Origin of the sequence: Streptococcus sp. IsoGale021 (genome assembly GCF_031142795.1) — a bacterium.
GTDB classification, from domain to species: Bacteria; Bacillota; Bacilli; order Lactobacillales; family Streptococcaceae; genus Streptococcus; species Streptococcus hominis.
The window spans coordinates 103,989-119,094 of sequence record NZ_JAKZJH010000001.1; the positions used below are offsets into that span (position 1 = coordinate 103,989).

Genomic DNA, 15,106 nt, shown 5'->3' on the forward strand with positions numbered 1-15,106 from the left:
CTTTACTTTTCACTTTCTTGATAATGCGCCATCACGCTCTCAACTTTTGCTAAATTTATCCCAAATAATTCCAAGCGTTTAAGCAATTGTTTCCCATTTGAATAGCCAATACGGAGTTCTTTCCCTAAAAACTCGCGACGTTTGCGGCTATCTTTTCCAGCTAGAAATCCTAAACGAATCAAATCTGAGCGTGTAATGTCAAAATCAGTCGTTTTTTCAAAATTCTTAGTCACCTGCGAAAGAGCTGTCCTCAAATCTTCATAAGAAGCATGCTCAATACCTAATGATTTTCCTTTACTTTTAGACTTGGGAGCTGCCTCATTGCGCTTTAAAAAAGCATGCTGAACGCTAGGAATCTCTGTCATAATCATTCTACGAATCCGCTCGCCATTGACATCTGGATCGGTAAAAACGATCACTCCATGCAAGTTATGGAGATGTTTGATGCGTTGAATGTCTTTTTGACAAATTGCAGACCCTCTCGTTTCATAAGTTTCTACGTCAAAGTATCTTTTAAGGTTAGCTGTATCATCTCGACCTTCTACAACGATGACTTGAGAAATTTTTTCTTTCATCAATCTTCTTTCAAATTAAATATTCGCAGCGCATTTTCATAGGTCGCTTGCGCAACTTCTCCGACAGTCAAACTACGAAGTTCTGCAATCTTGTCTACAACATAGCGAGTATAAGCCGTCCGGTTTTCACGACCACGTTTTGGAACAGGAGCTAAGTAAGGTGCGTCAGTTTCAACTAGGATTTTATCCAAAGGGAGATTTTGCGCAGCTTCCTGCACATCTACAGCCTTCTTAAACGTGACCACACCCGAAAATGAAATCATCATACCAAGCTGGATAAAACGCTCTGCCATTTCCAAAGAACCTGAATAAGAGTGCATAATGCCGCCACGAGGACCAACACCTTCACTTTTAATAATCTCATATGTTTCGTCCAAGGCATCACGAGTGTGCACTACAAAAGGCAAGTCAAGATCTTTTGATAATTGAATCTGCCGCCGAAAAACTCGCTCTTGTACTTCTTTTGGTGTTGTCATCCAATGATAATCCAGACCAATCTCACCAAGAGCAATAACTTTTGGATCATGCAAATGACTGACAAGCATGTCCTCCACTTCCTGCGTGTAAGAACCTGCCTCCGTCGGATGCCAGCCAATCGTACTGTAAAGCTCATCATATTGACGAGACAGCGCTAGCGACTTTTCAATGGTTTCTGCATCAAAACCCACAATATTCATCTTGGTAACACCTAACTCGCGTGCAAAAACAATTTCTTCAGCTTCTTTGCCTGCAAAATTGTCCACATTGAGGTGTGTATGTGTGTCAAAAATGTTCATCATTCATTCCTCTTTATATCAGTTTCTATTATATCAAAATCTCTGAGCAAATGCAGATTGTCCCTTTGTTCTCCAACAAAAAAACCAGCGGTCTCGAGTTTCCGTTGGTTCTTCATCTTGTATTCGTTTGGATTATGCAGCCAAAACTTTGCGTCCTTTACGACGACGGCTAGCAAGCACGCGACGACCGTTTTTAGTTGCCATACGATGACGGAAACCGTGTTTGCGCGCACGACGGATTTTACTTGGTTGATAAGTACGTTTCACTTTGAATACCTCCTCTTAGATTCTTGTATTCGTTTAGCCGGCTATTGTGATCAGTTACTAAACATACTTTACTATTCTATATGATTCTAAGCCTTTTGTCAATAGCAGCGCGAAATTGTTTTTGCTAAATCTAAAAAAAGGTTGCTTAAACCTCTTACAATTTTCTGGTTGCCTCATAAAAAGGAATGAGAGTTGTCATAGCTTTCTGGAGTTGCTCCAACACTTGTCTTACTGATGTGGCTTGGGCTAAATCTACATCGTATTTTACTAAGACTTTACGGACTTGCCCTATTTTTACTTGCTGGCTCAAATACTGCCGATTTTCTTCTGTCCCAGCAAATCGTTGACTGACACCATTTATTTGAGCCAAGTAATAAACTGGAGTTGCGATTGGCACCTGCAAAACTCTATTTTGCTTCGTCAGACTGGTTTCATCTTTCTTGCGCTCGATAAAGCTGACTTCTAACGATACTCCAAAATCTCTTGGCTTCCCATATAAACGCAGCGCAAACATTGGTTCTGTGATATCGCCATAACCACACAAATAGTTCCAAAAATGGGGACGCAAAATTTGAGCTTGATTCATCCAGTTGCTGGTACGCTCCAGAGTTAATTTTGGATAAGATGTTTGAAATTGCTTAACCAAGTCTGAAAATTCCGTACGTGCTGTCTGACCTTTCTGTTTAACATCAAGCATCGTCTCTCTCAATTCTCCCGCTTTATCAGGAGAAATATATTTATGTCCTTGTAATGCTAAGTAAGTTTCAATAGCTGGAAAAATAGACATGTAAGCTCCTTTCTTCTCAATCTCAAGCACGTCAATTAGTGGACTAAGCGGAAAGAAAGACTGAAAAGAAATTCTTCTCAGTCCTTAGTTTATTATTCACTGTCAATATCCACAACAACATAACGATTTGGCTCATCACCTTCTGAATAGCTAGTAAGTCCATCCATTTTAGAAATGATACGGTGGATAATTTTCCGCTCATTGTTGGACATTGGGTCGGTTTTTTGACTATGTTGGTATTCCAACACACGATCAGCTAGCTTTTGAGCGTAGCTTTGTAGAACTTCTGCTCGATGTTCTACATAATCATTAACATTGATAGAAATGTAAAAACTCTTAGAATAGCAATTATAAAGATAATTCTGTGCCAACAATTGAAGAGCTTTCAGTACTTTTCCGTGATAGCCGATAATGCGACCAGGCTCATTGGTATCAATCTGCATATTGATTGTCCGACGATTATGAGCACTTGCAATGCTAGCTTCAACGTCCATTTCGTCCACGATGTTTTGCACATAACCTGTCACACTCGCAACAACTTCTTCAACATCATAATCTTCTTCCACTTGAATGCCCAAATCTTCAAAATCAGCCGGCTCCTCAGCTATCGGTTGGACTTCCGAGTGCTTTTCTACAGCTTGGTCAAAAGCAATAATCTTGTCAGTTGTCTTTTCTTCTTGAGCGACCGATTTTTGAAAATTTACGATGTCACTATCTTTCAATAAGTCAATTGTGCCTGTTTCTTCAAGAATCGTGCTGGCTTCTTTTTCGTGCTTCAAAATTTCAGCTTTCACATCATCTGAGATTTCTTTGCCTTCTTCTTCGATTTTTTTAATGGCTGCAACAACATGTCCTAAGTCAACAGTTGCTTCACTCACGCTTTTAACGGGCTCATTTTGAGCATTGATTGCTTCCGGAACACCTTTGACAGCTTTTTGGTTAGCTTTTACTACCGTTGTTTCGTTAATAGGTTCCACATCAACTTGGGCTAATTTCTTGCCAAATAATCCTAAAAATCCTTTTTTCTCACGAGAAATCACTTTGATATGTGCTTTCATCCGTGGAATATCTAACTCGCGCAAGCCATTTTGAATGGCTTCTTCAACACTCGCTCCTGTAAATAATACCATACAAGCGCCTCCTTACTTTTTCTTTTTTTGTGCTTTGCGATAAGCACGTTTTTTCTTTTCTTCACGTTCCCGCTCAGCAGTCGCTTTCGCTTCTCTTTCTGCAATGATTTTATATGGATTGCTCAGTAAAAGCGTTTGGAACACTTGATACGCGTACGATGTGCTCCAATACAAAGCAACCCCACTCGCTACACTCATGGCAAAGAAGAAGACAAACAGCGGCATGACAAACATCATTCCTGTCATCAAGCCATTGCGTTCCGCCATTCCTTTATTGCTCAACCAAGTACTCAAAAAGGTGAAAACGGCTGCTAAAACTGGCAAAATATAATAAGGGTCTGTCGCCCCAAGGTTCATCCATAGAAAATGCCCAACTTTAAGAAACTCAACACGAATCAAAGCATGGTATAAGGCAATCAGCACAGGCATTTGAATGAGCAAGGGCCAAAATGATGCCGAAGGCTTCACTCCTAATTCTCTATATAGTTTTTGCGTTTCTTGAGCCAGACGATTACGGCTTTCCATATCACGCCCTGGATACTTCGCTTGCAATTCTTTCACTAACGGCTGCGCTTCCTGCATTTTCCGAGAAGCATTGATCTGCAATTGGAAAACAGGCAAAAGAACTGTCCGAATAATCAATGTGAAAAGGATAATCCCAATTCCTGTACTTCCATTGAATGACAGGAAACGAATCGTTACGGCGAAGAAATAGACAAATCTCTCCCATAAATCCGGCGAACTCGCTGTGACCTCACTCGTCCCACACGCCGTTAAGATGAGCGAAGCTAAAACTAAAAGCCCCGCCAGTTTACTTTTCTTTTTCACTACTCAAACCTTCCTGATAAATTTTTGCTATTTTTAGTACATGAAGCAAATTTTGCTCTAATTCTTGATAAGTCAGAATTTCCACACCTTTGCGTGCAATAACGACAAAATCAAGCGCTGCTAACTCTGCTTGATGAGCTATCAAAACGTGTCGAATACGGCGTTTAATCTTATTGCGCATGACCGCATTTCCTAGTTTTTTACTGACAGATATTCCTACTCGAAAGTGTTTTTGTTTCTTTTCTAATTTATAAATTACGAATTTTCTATTGGCAAAACTTTGCCCACTTTTGAAAATCGCATTAAAATCTTTCTCGCTCTTGACGCGATAGCTTTTCTTCAAAACTCAACTCCATCTACCAAAATTATATCTATTATACCATAATTTTCAAAAAAACCAATAAGAGCAGGCATATTCACCATTTTACTCTATCCAACTGATACAAAACGCATGTAATTCACTCTTAGTCTGAAAATTTAATGCTAAAAGAGTTAGTAAAGTAAAGAAGAGCAACTAAGATTGGCTCCTAATCCCTCTTCTCGTATCTTATACTAAATGATTACCGACACTTGTAACTCATAGTTATATTTTTCAACTATTTGCTAGATTCTTTTGCAAAAAATTGCGTAGCTGCAACTGCTGCTTTCCAGCCTTTGTACAATTTTTGGCGCTCTGCTTCTAGCATAGCAGGTTGGAACGTTTCCCCAACCGCATTTAATGTTTTGAGTTCTTCCATATCTTTCCAATAGCCAACCGCAAGACCTGCCAGAAAAGCTGCTCCAAGAGCTGTTGTTTCCAAATTTGCCGCACGCGCTAATTCAATTCCCAGAATATCTGCTTGGAACTGCATGAGAAAATCATTCATGGCAGCACCACCATCTACCTTTAGAACTTGGATAGCTGTACCTGTGTCCATTTGCATGGTGTCAATAATATCGCGCACTTGATAAGCAATGGATTGCAAAGTTGCTTTGATAAAATCTTCTTTACTCGTTCCACGTGTCAAGCCAAAAATAGAACCTCTTGCTTCTGGATCCCAATAAGGCGCTCCAAGTCCCGTAAAAGCTGGAACAACATACACTTCATTTTCATTGGTGGAATTTTTTGCATATCGCTCAGACTCAGGTGAGCTAGCAATCATACGAAGCCCATCACGAAGCCACTGAATGGCACTACCCGCAATAAAAATCGAACCCTCCAAAGCATAGGTCACTTTGCCATTTATCCCATAACCAATAGTAGTCAAAAGATTATTTTTTGATAAATTGCATTCCTGACCAGTATTCATAATGATGAAAGAGCCTGTCCCATAAGTATTCTTCACCATTCCTGGCTCAAATGCTAATTGCCCAAAGAGAGCTGCCTGCTGATCGCCCGCCATTCCTGCAATTGGTACCTCTCCACCATAAAAATGATAGGGTGCTGTTTTGCCATAAATTTCTGAATTCGAGCGAACTTCTGGCAACATAGCCTTAGGAATATTGAGCAAGGATAAAATCTCATCATCCCATTGTAACTCTTTGATATTGTATAGCATGGTCCGCGCTGCATTTGAATAATCTGTCACATGAGCCGCACCATCCGTTAATTTCCAAACCAACCAGGTATCAATCGTACCAAAAAGCAATTCTCCTCGCTCTGCACGTTCCTGCGCGCCCTCTACCTGATCCAAAATCCAGCGTACCTTGGTCGCAGAGAAATAAGCATCTATGATTAAACCTGTTTTTTGATGAAAGAAATCTACATATCCATCTTGCTTGAGCTTTTCTGCTAAAGGAGCTGTTTGCCGAGACTGCCAGACAATGGCATTGTAAATAGGCAAACCTGTTTTCTTATCCCACACAACTGTTGTCTCCCGTTGATTGGTAATGCCAATTGCTTCAATCTCTGTGGGCTTGATGCCACTTTCAATAAAAGCATTTGCAATGACCGACTGCACAGAATTCCAAATCTCATTTGCATTGTGCTCAACCCAGCCCGCCTGTGGAAAAATCTGAGTAAACTCTTTTTGACTCGTAGCAACCTTCTCACCTTTCTTATTGAAAATAATCGCCCGTGAGCTGGTTGTTCCTTGGTCAATCGCCATGATATAAGTTTCTTGTGACATGAAGCGCCTCCGTTGTATAATCTGCTTTTATTATACACAATAAAGCGCTTTCTTTCTATCTTTTTCTTCTGTTTTTGTAAAAATTTCACTCAATTATATGCTTGGCATATAAAAAACGACTCCTTTTCAGAAGTCGTTCCATTGTATACAAATTACAAACGAGCGTTCAATTCTTTGCTCAATTCTTCAAATCCTGGTTTTCCAAGAAGAGCAAACATATTTTTCTTATATGCTTCTACACCTGGTTGGTCAAATGGGTTAATAGCATTCAAGTAACCAGAAATAGCGATAGCCAGCTCAAAGAAGTAAATAGTGTAGCCAAGAGTAAAGGCGTCTTGCTCTGGAAGAGTGACATACATATTTGGCACGTCACCGTCAGTATGAGCTAGAAGTACACCGTCTGTCGCTTTCTTGTTAACAAAGTCAACATCTTTTCCTTGAAGATATCCAAGTCCGTCTAAGTCTTCTGCCAATTCAGGAATCGTCACGTTTTTGCGTGGTTTGTCCACACGGACAACTGTTTCAAACATAATACGCGCACCTTCTTGGATGAATTGCCCAAGAGAGTGAAGGTCTGTTGAGAAATTAGCAGATGTTGGATAAATACCTTTTTGGTCTTTTCCTTCTGACTCACCAGCTAATTGTTTCCACCATTCTGAGAAGTATTGCAGAGAAGGTTCATAGTTAACCAAAATTTCAGTCGCATAGCCTTTACGATAAAGGATGTTACGAAGAGCTGCGTACTGATAAGCTTCGTTTTCTGCAATCTTGTCTGAAGTGTAGTCCTTACGAGCAGCATTGGCACCTTCCATAAGGGCTTTGATGTCAGCACCTGATGCAGCGATCGGAAGCAATCCAACTGCTGTCAATACTGAGAAGCGTCCACCGATGTCATCTGGCACCACAAATGTTTCCCAACCATTAGCATCTGCTTCCACTTTAACTGCACCTTTTTGGCGGTCAGTTGTCGCATAGATACGTTTGTTAGCTTCTTCTTGACCGTATTTATTAATCAAAAGTTCTTTGAAGACACGGAATGCAATGGCAGGTTCTGTCGTTGTCCCTGATTTAGAAATCACATTAACTGAGAAATCTTTATCCGAAACGTATTCCACCAAGTCTGCAAGATAAGTAGATGAAATAGAGTTTCCTGCATATAGAATTTGCGGAGCTTTGCGTTCTTCTTTGGTTTGCAAGTTTGCAAAATGATTGCTCAAGAAATCAATCGCTGCTTTTGCTCCAAGGTATGACCCACCAATCCCAATCACGACCAAAACATCGCTGTCTGATTTGATTTGTGCTGCCGCTTTCAAAATGCGAGCGAATTCTTCTTTGTCATAGTTTTCTGGAAGGTCAAGCCAGCCACGGAAGTCACTTCCTGCACCAGTTCCTTTGCGCAACAGTTCATCTGCCGCAGAAACTTGTGTTTGCATGTAATCTACTTCATGCGGTGCAACAAATTTTCCAAGCACGTTTGAGTAATTAAACTGAATATGTGTCATTATAGTCCTCCAATTTTTCTTCTCTACTATGATACCGCTTTACTACTTTTTTATCAAGCAATTTTCTTGACTAAAACGTTTCCAAATTATTATTTTAATCCCCTAAAAGAATCTAACTTAATCTGTTTGCTATCAATCCCTTTGTCTTCAAGAAATTTTTTCATCGCTTCTGTATCACCAGGATGACCAGCCAAGAGATAAATTGCTTTGTTGCCATACTGTTCTGCTGCGTGCTTCAGTCTTTTTTTACTTTGAGAAAGGTTGGCACTTTTGCTATAATCCAAGTTACTATATTTTTGAGCTATTTGAGACAATTCTTTATCAAAAACCAAGACACCTTTGTCCAAGTGGCTGAGAACAATGGAACGTTTACCAGCCCACTTTTTGATAATTGGTCGTGTTGCAGCAATACCTACATCAGATGCAAAACAAACAAGCGGCTCTTCACCATCCTTAACAGATAAATTAGAGTAAAGCCAACTCATCTCGACCTTACTTCCTGCTGATAAACTGGTCAAAGTTTTCTTATATAAACTACCACTATTGTGTGTCAAAATGAGGATTTCATTCTCATCAGGATTGGAGGCAATAGTCAGCCAGCGATTCTTTTGTCCACTCTCTTTAACATTAGGTAAGGCAATCTTAGCATAAGAACCGGCCTTCCAAGTCATATTTTTAAGTTTTGTCAGATGAATGAGGTGAATATCGTCGCTAGGATTTTCAATACGTTTAACCGATAAAGATTGACTGCCTCCAAAATAGACAATCGTACCCCAAATAATGAGACATACAAAAAGGCCTACAGCAAGAATTGATACAATAATCGTTAACATTTTAGAACGTCCTTTCATGATTTCTCCTTAAAACTTTTATTTCCAAAATTTAAATGATATCCATAGTACTAGCGCAATAGTCACAATGAAGCTTATTGCCATCACAATAACATCCATATTAGGCAGACTGTAAATATAAACCATAATAGCTACTGCCGCCAGCCAAATCCCTACAATTTGATAGATAAATGATAATTGAGGCACTATACAGAGACCTATTGCAAGCAAAATCAGACCACCAGTCGCAAATGACATAAAATCAGGATTTGCTAGACTAACAGACACTTTGGTAGTTCCCCAAATAATCACTAAAATACCGATTAATGCTAGGCTAAGACCACTAATGGTTAATCCGTTCATTTGTTTTCCTCCATTCGTATTCATGCTTTTCCTCCTTTTATTTTAAAATTTGAGTGATTACGTAATAGCCAATTCAGAAAAAATCTTGAATGAACAAATAATTATATTCATTCATTTTTTTGTTTAAAAAATAAAGAATCGCAATCCTTTATTTAAAAAGTCCTTTAACAAAGTAAGTCGCCAAGGTTTCAATGGTTTGACTGATATGAGGGAAAGCCTCTTCAGTGATATGGGTATCCATATAGTAGAAAAGCTGATAAACCTGCAGCACTTCTTGGATTTTTTCTTGAGAATAACCCTCCGCCAGCATACGATTGGTAAAGGTTTCCACTAAAAACTGATGAAATGGATTCGCGTCCTTGCCTTTTTCCGAAGAATAATAGCTATGCAGCTCATCAGAAATAGCCGGGTTATACCATTCTGCCAGAATTTTACTGGATGAAACGAGATTTCGCGACTGACTAAAAATCTGCCCGACGAGCTCGACCGCATCTCCTTGCCAATCAATATCGTCTCTCATTGCTTGACGCACACGGTTATTTTCATCAATATAAACATCCAGAAAAATGGCTTCCTTGGAGTCATAATAGTTGTAAAAAGAACCAACTGCCATGCCAGCTTGCTTGGCAATCTCAGAAATTCCTGTTGCCTTATAACCTTTTCTTGAAAAAATGACATAGGCAGCAGATTTTAATCTTTGTTTTTTGTCTTGCGACATGATGAACTCCTTCCTAAGTAGTGTATACTGATATAATATGAATGAATGTAAAATGTTATTCATTCATATTATAGAGCACTATCAGTTTTTTGTCAATAGTGTCCTTAAAAAGAAACTTTAGAAAGATTCTAATATTTGTTGGCTCCAATCCTCAGTAATCACAGCCACATACTTGACTTATAGGCAATGGGGTGTGTAAATAGCTAAAATATTAATAAGCCAGAAGCATTTTATATTGTTTTCCCATTAATTAGACACCATAAGCGATATTCTAGAACCACTACTTCAAAACTTAGTTTTTGTTCCTGCTTAAAATACATTATTTGACTATACTAAACTTCGTTCTCTAATCCCATTCTTCAAAATAAAAAGAGCACACAATTCACACTCGCTTAGGGCTGCTGGATTCCTCCCCTGACCCGCTTCACGCAGAATTGTTGCTCCGATAAGTATTATACCATAAATTTGTTTTTGTGCCAATCAAGATTTTCTTTTTCTCAAAAAAGAATAGATATTCAGAGCGAAAAATTGCTAATCTACCAATAATAACATTAACTCTGCTACTATCTGGATAAGAGCATAGCCTTCTTAACAAAACACTTCATTTTTGTCTCCTCTTTCTAAAAAAATCTTGCATCATCTGAGCACATTCTGCTTCCAAAATCCCATTTTCAAGCTCAACTCGGTGATTAAGTCGCTCATCTGTTAGAATATCATAGAGGCTACCGGCAGCACCAAATTTTTGATTCTTTGCACCGTAGATAACCTGCGGAATGCGAGCTAGACCAATAGCACCGCTACACATGACACAAGGCTCAATGGTGACAAAAAGAGTCGTGTCTAACAAGCGCCAGCTTTTTTCATAAGCGTTGGCTTCTTCAATCGCCATCACCTCAGCATGCATGACAGCGCGCTGCAGCTCCTCACGCGCATTGTGCCCACGACCAATAATTTCTCCGTCCTTGACAATAACACAACCAATCGGAATTTCATCATTAGCAAGCGCAATCTCTGCTTCTTTCAAGGCTTCTAGCATGAATTCTTCTTTTTCTTCGCGAGTATATTCCATCTTCTCATCTCTTCTTCAGTTCATTTTCACTCTGCTTTCCATTATATCATAAGACAAAGAGAAAGAAAAAAAGCCACTTTACAGTGACTTTCAGGAGATTATTATGAAAAAGTTTAGGATTTCTATCAAATAAAGTTAGGAGGTCTTCATCTGATGATGTTAGTATAAACCCGCTAGCTTAAAATTAACTTAAGAAGAGATGTATTATTTAAAATTTTTTAAATTCTTTGTTTTTTACGCATAAAAAGCGAGCTTGAACTCGCTTCCGACTATAATTTCTATTACAAACTTGACCAAACGCTTTCTAAAATATTAGTTTGTTCACGACCTGGTCCAACAGAGAAAGTGGAAATGCGAACACCAACAAGTTCACTCACACGGCGGACGTAGTTGCGGGCGTTTTCTGGCAACTCTTCTAAACTACGAACGCCTGTAATGTCCTCTGACCAGCCTGGTAATTCTTCATAGATTGGTTTGCAGCGTTTGAGTTGCTCTAAACTAGCTGGGTAATGGTCAATACGTTCACCGTCTAGGTCGTAAGCTACACAGATTTTAACTATATCCAGTCCCGTCAAAACGTCAATTGAATTGAGAGAAAGGTTGGTAATCCCAGACACACGGCGACTGTGACGCATAACAACCGAATCAAACCAACCAACACGACGAGGACGCCCTGTGGTCGTTCCATATTCATGTCCGACTTCACGAATGCGGTTGCCTACTTCATCAAACAGTTCTGTAGGAAATGGTCCGTCACCAACACGACTGGTATAGGCTTTGCAAACCCCAACAACCTTGTCAATTTTGCTTGGACCCACACCGGAACCAATCGTCACACCACCTGCAACAGGATTGGAAGAGGTAACAAATGGATAAGTGCCCTGATCAATATCTAGCATAACTCCCTGCGCTCCTTCAAAAAGGACACGTTTACCTTGATCAAGAGCATCGTTCAAGATAACCGACGTATCTGTCACGTATTGTTTAATCTGCTGACCATAAGCGTAGTATTCTTCAAAAATATCGTCAAATTGGATAGCTGTGCTGTCGTAGAGTTTTTCAAAGAGACGATTTTTTTCAGCCAAGTTACGCTCCAAACGTTCTCTGAAAATATCTTTATCCAACAAATCCGCAATGCGGATTCCCACGCGAGCTGCTTTGTCCATATAAGCTGGACCAATCCCCTTGATAGTCGTTCCGATTTTGTGATCGCCTTTGGCTTCTTCTTGCAGACGGTCCAACTCGATATGATAAGGAAGAATCACATGTGCACGATCTGAAATGCGCAGATTATCTGTTGTGACACCTTCGCCATGCAAATAAGCTAATTCATTTACCAAAGATTTTGGATTGACTACCATTCCATTTCCGATAACAGAGATTTTCTCTGGGAAGAAAATACCTGACGGAATCAAGTGCAATTTATACTTTTTACCGTCAATTACAATGGTGTGACCGGCATTGTCTCCGCCTTGATAACGGGCAATCACTTCGGCATTAGCTGAAAGGAAATCTGTAATCTTTCCTTTTCCTTCATCTCCCCACTGGGTTCCTACAACTACAACTGATGTCATAATCTTGTCTGAGCTAAGCGCTCGTCCTTTCTTGTCTACATGGCAGGAGTTTCACCTGCAATTATGTCTTACACTCTATTATAAGAAAAATTCCTTCTTTTTTCAAGATAAGACTATCGCAGTTGTTTGCAAATGACGAAGTTTGAGGCCCCCTCTTTTGGAAAATTCTCATCCTATCTAAAATAGAATCGTTTTCTTTTAAAAAAGGTTCGGAAAACGTAGTAGAAATTTGTTTTCTGAGCATTTTTATAATAGACTAAAAGTATTAGAAAACAAACAGGTATTTCCCATGAACATCAATCACTTATTCGAAAAATTAGCAGCAGATGCACCTATTTTACAAGCTACTTTCGGGTTGGAAAGGGAGGGCTTGCGCGTCAATCAAGACGGGAAATTAGCACAAACTTCTCATCCAAAAGCATTTGGCAGTCGCAATTTTCATCCAACGATTCAGACAGATTTTAGCGAGCAGCAGTTAGAACTCATCACTCCAATTGCTCCTTCTACAAAAGAAGCAAGGCGTTTTCTCGCTGCCATTACTGATGTAGCTGGACGCACCATTTCCAAAAGCGAAGCAATCTGGCCGCTCTCTATGCCTCCAAAATTGTCACCAGCAGAAATTCAAATCGCTCATTTAGAAAATGACTTTGAACGGCATTATCGAGAAAGTTTAGCAAAAAAATATGGAAAAACGCTACAAGCTATCTCAGGCATTCACTACAACATGGAATTAGGACCAGACTTGATTCAAGCCCTTTTCAAGGTCAGTGATTACCAAAATATTCGGCTTTTTAAAAATGACCTCTATCTTAAATTGGCTCGAAACTTTTTACGGTTCCGCTGGTTTCTGACTTATTTATACGGGGCAGCACCAATTGCTGAAGAAGGGGTTTTGACGAGAAAGATTTCTCAGCCTGTACGCTCTATCCGCAACAGTGATTTGGGATATGTAAATGATAAAAAGATTCACATTTCCTATGCTTCACTAGAGTCTTATGTGAGCGATATAGAGAAATACGTGGCACAAGGCGATTTAATTGCCGAGAAAGAATGCTACACACCCGTCCGCTTCCGTGGGCAAAAAGAAAATCGGCATTACCTAGAAAAAGGAATTACCTATTTGGAATTCCGCTGTTTTGACCTCAATCCTTTTGAAGTGCTAGGAATCAGCCAAGAGACCATGGACACGGTTCATCTCTTTTTGCTTGCCTTGCTCTGGCTAGATGATATAGCATACCCTGATGAGATCCTAGAGCAAGCTCATGATCTAAATGAAAAAATCGCTCTTAGCCACCCTCTAACTCCTTTGCCTGTTGAAGCTGATAGTGATCTGATCCTTAGAGCCATGCAAGCTGTCATCCACCAGTTCGGATTAAGCTCCTATTATCAAGACCTGCTTCATCATGTGAAAGATGCAGTTGCTAATCCCAGTCTGACCCTTTCTGCCCAGCTCTTGCCTTATATTTATAACCAATCCTTAGAAGCCTTTGGTTTGGAAAAAGCTAAAGAATATCACCACTACGCCTGGACTGCTCCATACACTCTGAAAGGCTACGAGGAAATGGAGCTCTCTACCCAGATGCTGCTCTTTGATGCGATTCAAAAAGGGTTGCAGGTCGAAATATTGGACGAAAGTGACCAGTTTTTAAAACTTCAACATAAAGATCACATCGAGTATGTCAAAAATGGCAATATGACCTCAAAGGACAACTATATCGTGCCTCTTGCGATGGCAAATAAGACGGTGACTAAGAAAATTTTATCTGCTACTGGTTTTCCTGTTCCTGCTGGAGCTGAATTCTCCACTCTGGAAGAAGGGCTAGCTTACTATCCCCTTATCAAAAATATGCCGATTGTTGTCAAACCCAAATCCACCAACTTCGGGTTAGGAATTTCTATTTTTCAGGAACCAGCCAGCAGAAACAGTTACCAAAAAGCATTGGAAATTGCCTTTTCAGAGGACAGCTCTGTCCTTGTCGAAAAATTTATCGCAGGAACCGAGTACCGTTTCTTTGTCCTAGACGGCAAATGTGAGGCGGTGCTTCTGCGCTTAGCAGCCAATGTTGTAGGAGACGGTCGGCACACCATTCGAGAACTGGTAGCTTTTAAAAATACCAATCCCCTACGAGGGCGCGACCATCGCTCTCCACTGGAAATGATTGAGCTTGGTGAGATTGAGCTGCTCATGCTAGCCCAGCAAGGTTATAAAGCAGATGATATCCTACCGCAAGGGGTTCAAGTCTTTCTCCGTCGCAATTCTAATATATCCACTGGTGGAGACTCAGTAGATGTGACTGAAACCATGCACACCTCCTATAAGGAACTAGCAGCAGATATGGCAACAGCTATGGGGGCTTGGGTCTGTGGCGTGGATTTAATTATCCCAGATAGCACACTTTCAGCCAGCAAAAACAATCCTAACTGTACCTGCATTGAGCTCAATTTCAATCCTTCCATGTATATGCACACTTATTGTGCAGAAGGTCCCGGTCAAAGCATTACACCTAAAATATTAGCTAAACTTTTCCCAGAAATCCATTAAACACTAGATACACTGTAAAACGAGCCGAAAACAACAG

Annotated in this window: 15 protein-coding genes and 1 other RNA gene; 1 reads left to right on the plus strand and 15 read right to left on the minus strand. The window is 40.0% G+C overall.

Going from position 1 to position 15,106, the window contains the following annotated elements:
- Window positions 1–2: 2 nt before the first annotated feature.
- The 15 genes from rnmV to RG565_RS00570 all read right to left on the minus strand — a co-directional run bounded on the left by rnmV (window position 3) and on the right by RG565_RS00570 (window position 12,527).
- Window positions 3–575, minus strand: coding sequence for a ribonuclease M5 (gene rnmV / locus RG565_RS00500; RefSeq protein ID WP_106083621.1), 573 nt, complete (start codon window positions 573–575; stop codon window positions 3–5).
- A complete protein-coding gene (locus RG565_RS00505; protein ID WP_247936831.1) occupies window positions 575–1,354 on the minus strand; it encodes a TatD family hydrolase in 780 nt (259 codons plus the stop codon). The genes rnmV and RG565_RS00505 overlap by 1 nt, the downstream gene beginning before the upstream one ends.
- Window positions 1,355–1,483: 129 nt before the next feature.
- The gene (gene rpmH / locus RG565_RS00510; RefSeq protein ID WP_003026476.1) at window positions 1,484–1,618 is read right to left on the minus strand and encodes a 50S ribosomal protein L34; all 135 of its coding nucleotides are present in this window, start codon (window positions 1,616–1,618) and stop codon (window positions 1,484–1,486) included.
- Between the two features lie 154 nt (window positions 1,619–1,772).
- The gene (locus tag RG565_RS00515; protein WP_049514462.1) at window positions 1,773–2,405 is read right to left on the minus strand and encodes a hypothetical protein; all 633 of its coding nucleotides are present in this window, start codon (window positions 2,403–2,405) and stop codon (window positions 1,773–1,775) included.
- A gap of 92 nt (window positions 2,406–2,497) precedes the next feature.
- Window positions 2,498–3,535: an RNA-binding cell elongation regulator Jag/EloR gene (jag, locus tag RG565_RS00520; RefSeq protein WP_003041762.1), complete on the minus strand. Its 1,038-nt coding sequence runs from the start codon at window positions 3,533–3,535 to the stop codon at window positions 2,498–2,500.
- Between the two features lie 12 nt (window positions 3,536–3,547).
- Window positions 3,548–4,363, minus strand: coding sequence for a YidC/Oxa1 family membrane protein insertase (locus tag RG565_RS00525; protein WP_247936832.1), 816 nt, complete (start codon window positions 4,361–4,363; stop codon window positions 3,548–3,550).
- Window positions 4,347–4,706 (minus strand): ribonuclease P protein component, encoded by a 360-nt coding sequence (gene rnpA / locus RG565_RS00530; protein WP_003030605.1) that lies wholly within the window; start codon window positions 4,704–4,706, stop codon window positions 4,347–4,349. Before rnpA ends, RG565_RS00525 begins: the two co-directional genes overlap by 17 nt.
- A gap of 253 nt (window positions 4,707–4,959) precedes the next feature.
- A complete protein-coding gene (gene glpK, locus RG565_RS00535) occupies window positions 4,960–6,471 on the minus strand; it encodes a glycerol kinase GlpK (protein WP_247936833.1) in 1,512 nt (503 codons plus the stop codon).
- Between the two features lie 152 nt (window positions 6,472–6,623).
- Complete coding sequence (locus RG565_RS00540; RefSeq protein WP_106083626.1) at window positions 6,624–7,973, minus strand: glucose-6-phosphate isomerase; 1,350 nt, start codon at window positions 7,971–7,973, stop codon at window positions 6,624–6,626.
- 89 nt (window positions 7,974–8,062) lie between these two features.
- Window positions 8,063–8,824, minus strand: coding sequence for a ferredoxin reductase (locus tag RG565_RS00545; RefSeq protein ID WP_247936834.1), 762 nt, complete (start codon window positions 8,822–8,824; stop codon window positions 8,063–8,065).
- Window positions 8,825–8,842: 18 nt separating this feature from the next.
- The gene (locus RG565_RS00550) at window positions 8,843–9,190 is read right to left on the minus strand and encodes a hypothetical protein (protein ID WP_003030591.1); all 348 of its coding nucleotides are present in this window, start codon (window positions 9,188–9,190) and stop codon (window positions 8,843–8,845) included.
- A 124-nt stretch (window positions 9,191–9,314) separates the two neighbouring features.
- Window positions 9,315–9,884 carry a TetR/AcrR family transcriptional regulator gene (locus RG565_RS00555; protein ID WP_003074750.1) on the minus strand — a complete coding sequence of 190 codons (570 nt, stop codon included), beginning with the start codon at window positions 9,882–9,884 and terminating at the stop codon, window positions 9,315–9,317.
- A gap of 362 nt (window positions 9,885–10,246) precedes the next feature.
- Window positions 10,247–10,333, minus strand: an RNA gene (ffs, locus tag RG565_RS00560) — signal recognition particle sRNA small type.
- Between the two features lie 152 nt (window positions 10,334–10,485).
- Window positions 10,486–10,953 carry a tRNA adenosine(34) deaminase TadA gene (gene tadA, locus RG565_RS00565; RefSeq protein ID WP_247936835.1) on the minus strand — a complete coding sequence of 156 codons (468 nt, stop codon included), beginning with the start codon at window positions 10,951–10,953 and terminating at the stop codon, window positions 10,486–10,488.
- Between the two features lie 281 nt (window positions 10,954–11,234).
- On the minus strand, window positions 11,235–12,527 hold the full coding sequence (locus tag RG565_RS00570) for an adenylosuccinate synthase (RefSeq protein WP_003028706.1): 1,293 nt from the start codon (window positions 12,525–12,527) through the stop codon (window positions 11,235–11,237).
- Window positions 12,528–12,816: 289 nt separating this feature from the next.
- On the opposite strand from RG565_RS00570, the gene gshAB reads away from it, so the two are divergent.
- On the plus strand, window positions 12,817–15,069 hold the full coding sequence (gene gshAB / locus RG565_RS00575; RefSeq protein WP_247936836.1) for a bifunctional glutamate--cysteine ligase GshA/glutathione synthetase GshB: 2,253 nt from the start codon (window positions 12,817–12,819) through the stop codon (window positions 15,067–15,069).
- The last annotated feature ends 37 nt before the right edge of the window (window positions 15,070–15,106 follow it).

Bases quoted from the DNA above. Each gene is read 5' to 3' on its own strand.
- RG565_RS00505 (WP_247936831.1), bottom strand. From the start codon at position 1,354: ATGATGAACATTTTTGACACACATACACACCTCAATGTGGACAATTTT.
- RG565_RS00540 (WP_106083626.1), bottom strand. From the start codon at position 7,973: ATGACACATATTCAGTTTAATTACTCAAACGTGCTTGGAAAATTTGTT.
- RG565_RS00555 (WP_003074750.1), bottom strand. From the start codon at position 9,884: ATGTCGCAAGACAAAAAACAAAGATTAAAATCTGCTGCCTATGTCATT.
- rnmV (WP_106083621.1), bottom strand. From the start codon at position 575: ATGAAAGAAAAAATTTCTCAAGTCATCGTTGTAGAAGGTCGAGATGAT.
- RG565_RS00515 (WP_049514462.1), bottom strand. From the start codon at position 2,405: ATGTCTATTTTTCCAGCTATTGAAACTTACTTAGCATTACAAGGACAT.
- tadA (WP_247936835.1), bottom strand. From the start codon at position 10,953: ATGGAATATACTCGCGAAGAAAAAGAAGAATTCATGCTAGAAGCCTTG.
- RG565_RS00570 (WP_003028706.1), bottom strand. From the start codon at position 12,527: ATGACATCAGTTGTAGTTGTAGGAACCCAGTGGGGAGATGAAGGAAAA.
- RG565_RS00545 (WP_247936834.1), bottom strand. From the start codon at position 8,824: ATGAAAGGACGTTCTAAAATGTTAACGATTATTGTATCAATTCTTGCT.
- glpK (WP_247936833.1), bottom strand. From the start codon at position 6,471: ATGTCACAAGAAACTTATATCATGGCGATTGACCAAGGAACAACCAGC.
- gshAB (WP_247936836.1), top strand. From the start codon at position 12,817: ATGAACATCAATCACTTATTCGAAAAATTAGCAGCAGATGCACCTATT.
- RG565_RS00550 (WP_003030591.1), bottom strand. From the start codon at position 9,190: ATGAATACGAATGGAGGAAAACAAATGAACGGATTAACCATTAGTGGT.
- jag (WP_003041762.1), bottom strand. From the start codon at position 3,535: ATGGTATTATTTACAGGAGCGAGTGTTGAAGAAGCCATTCAAAATGGC.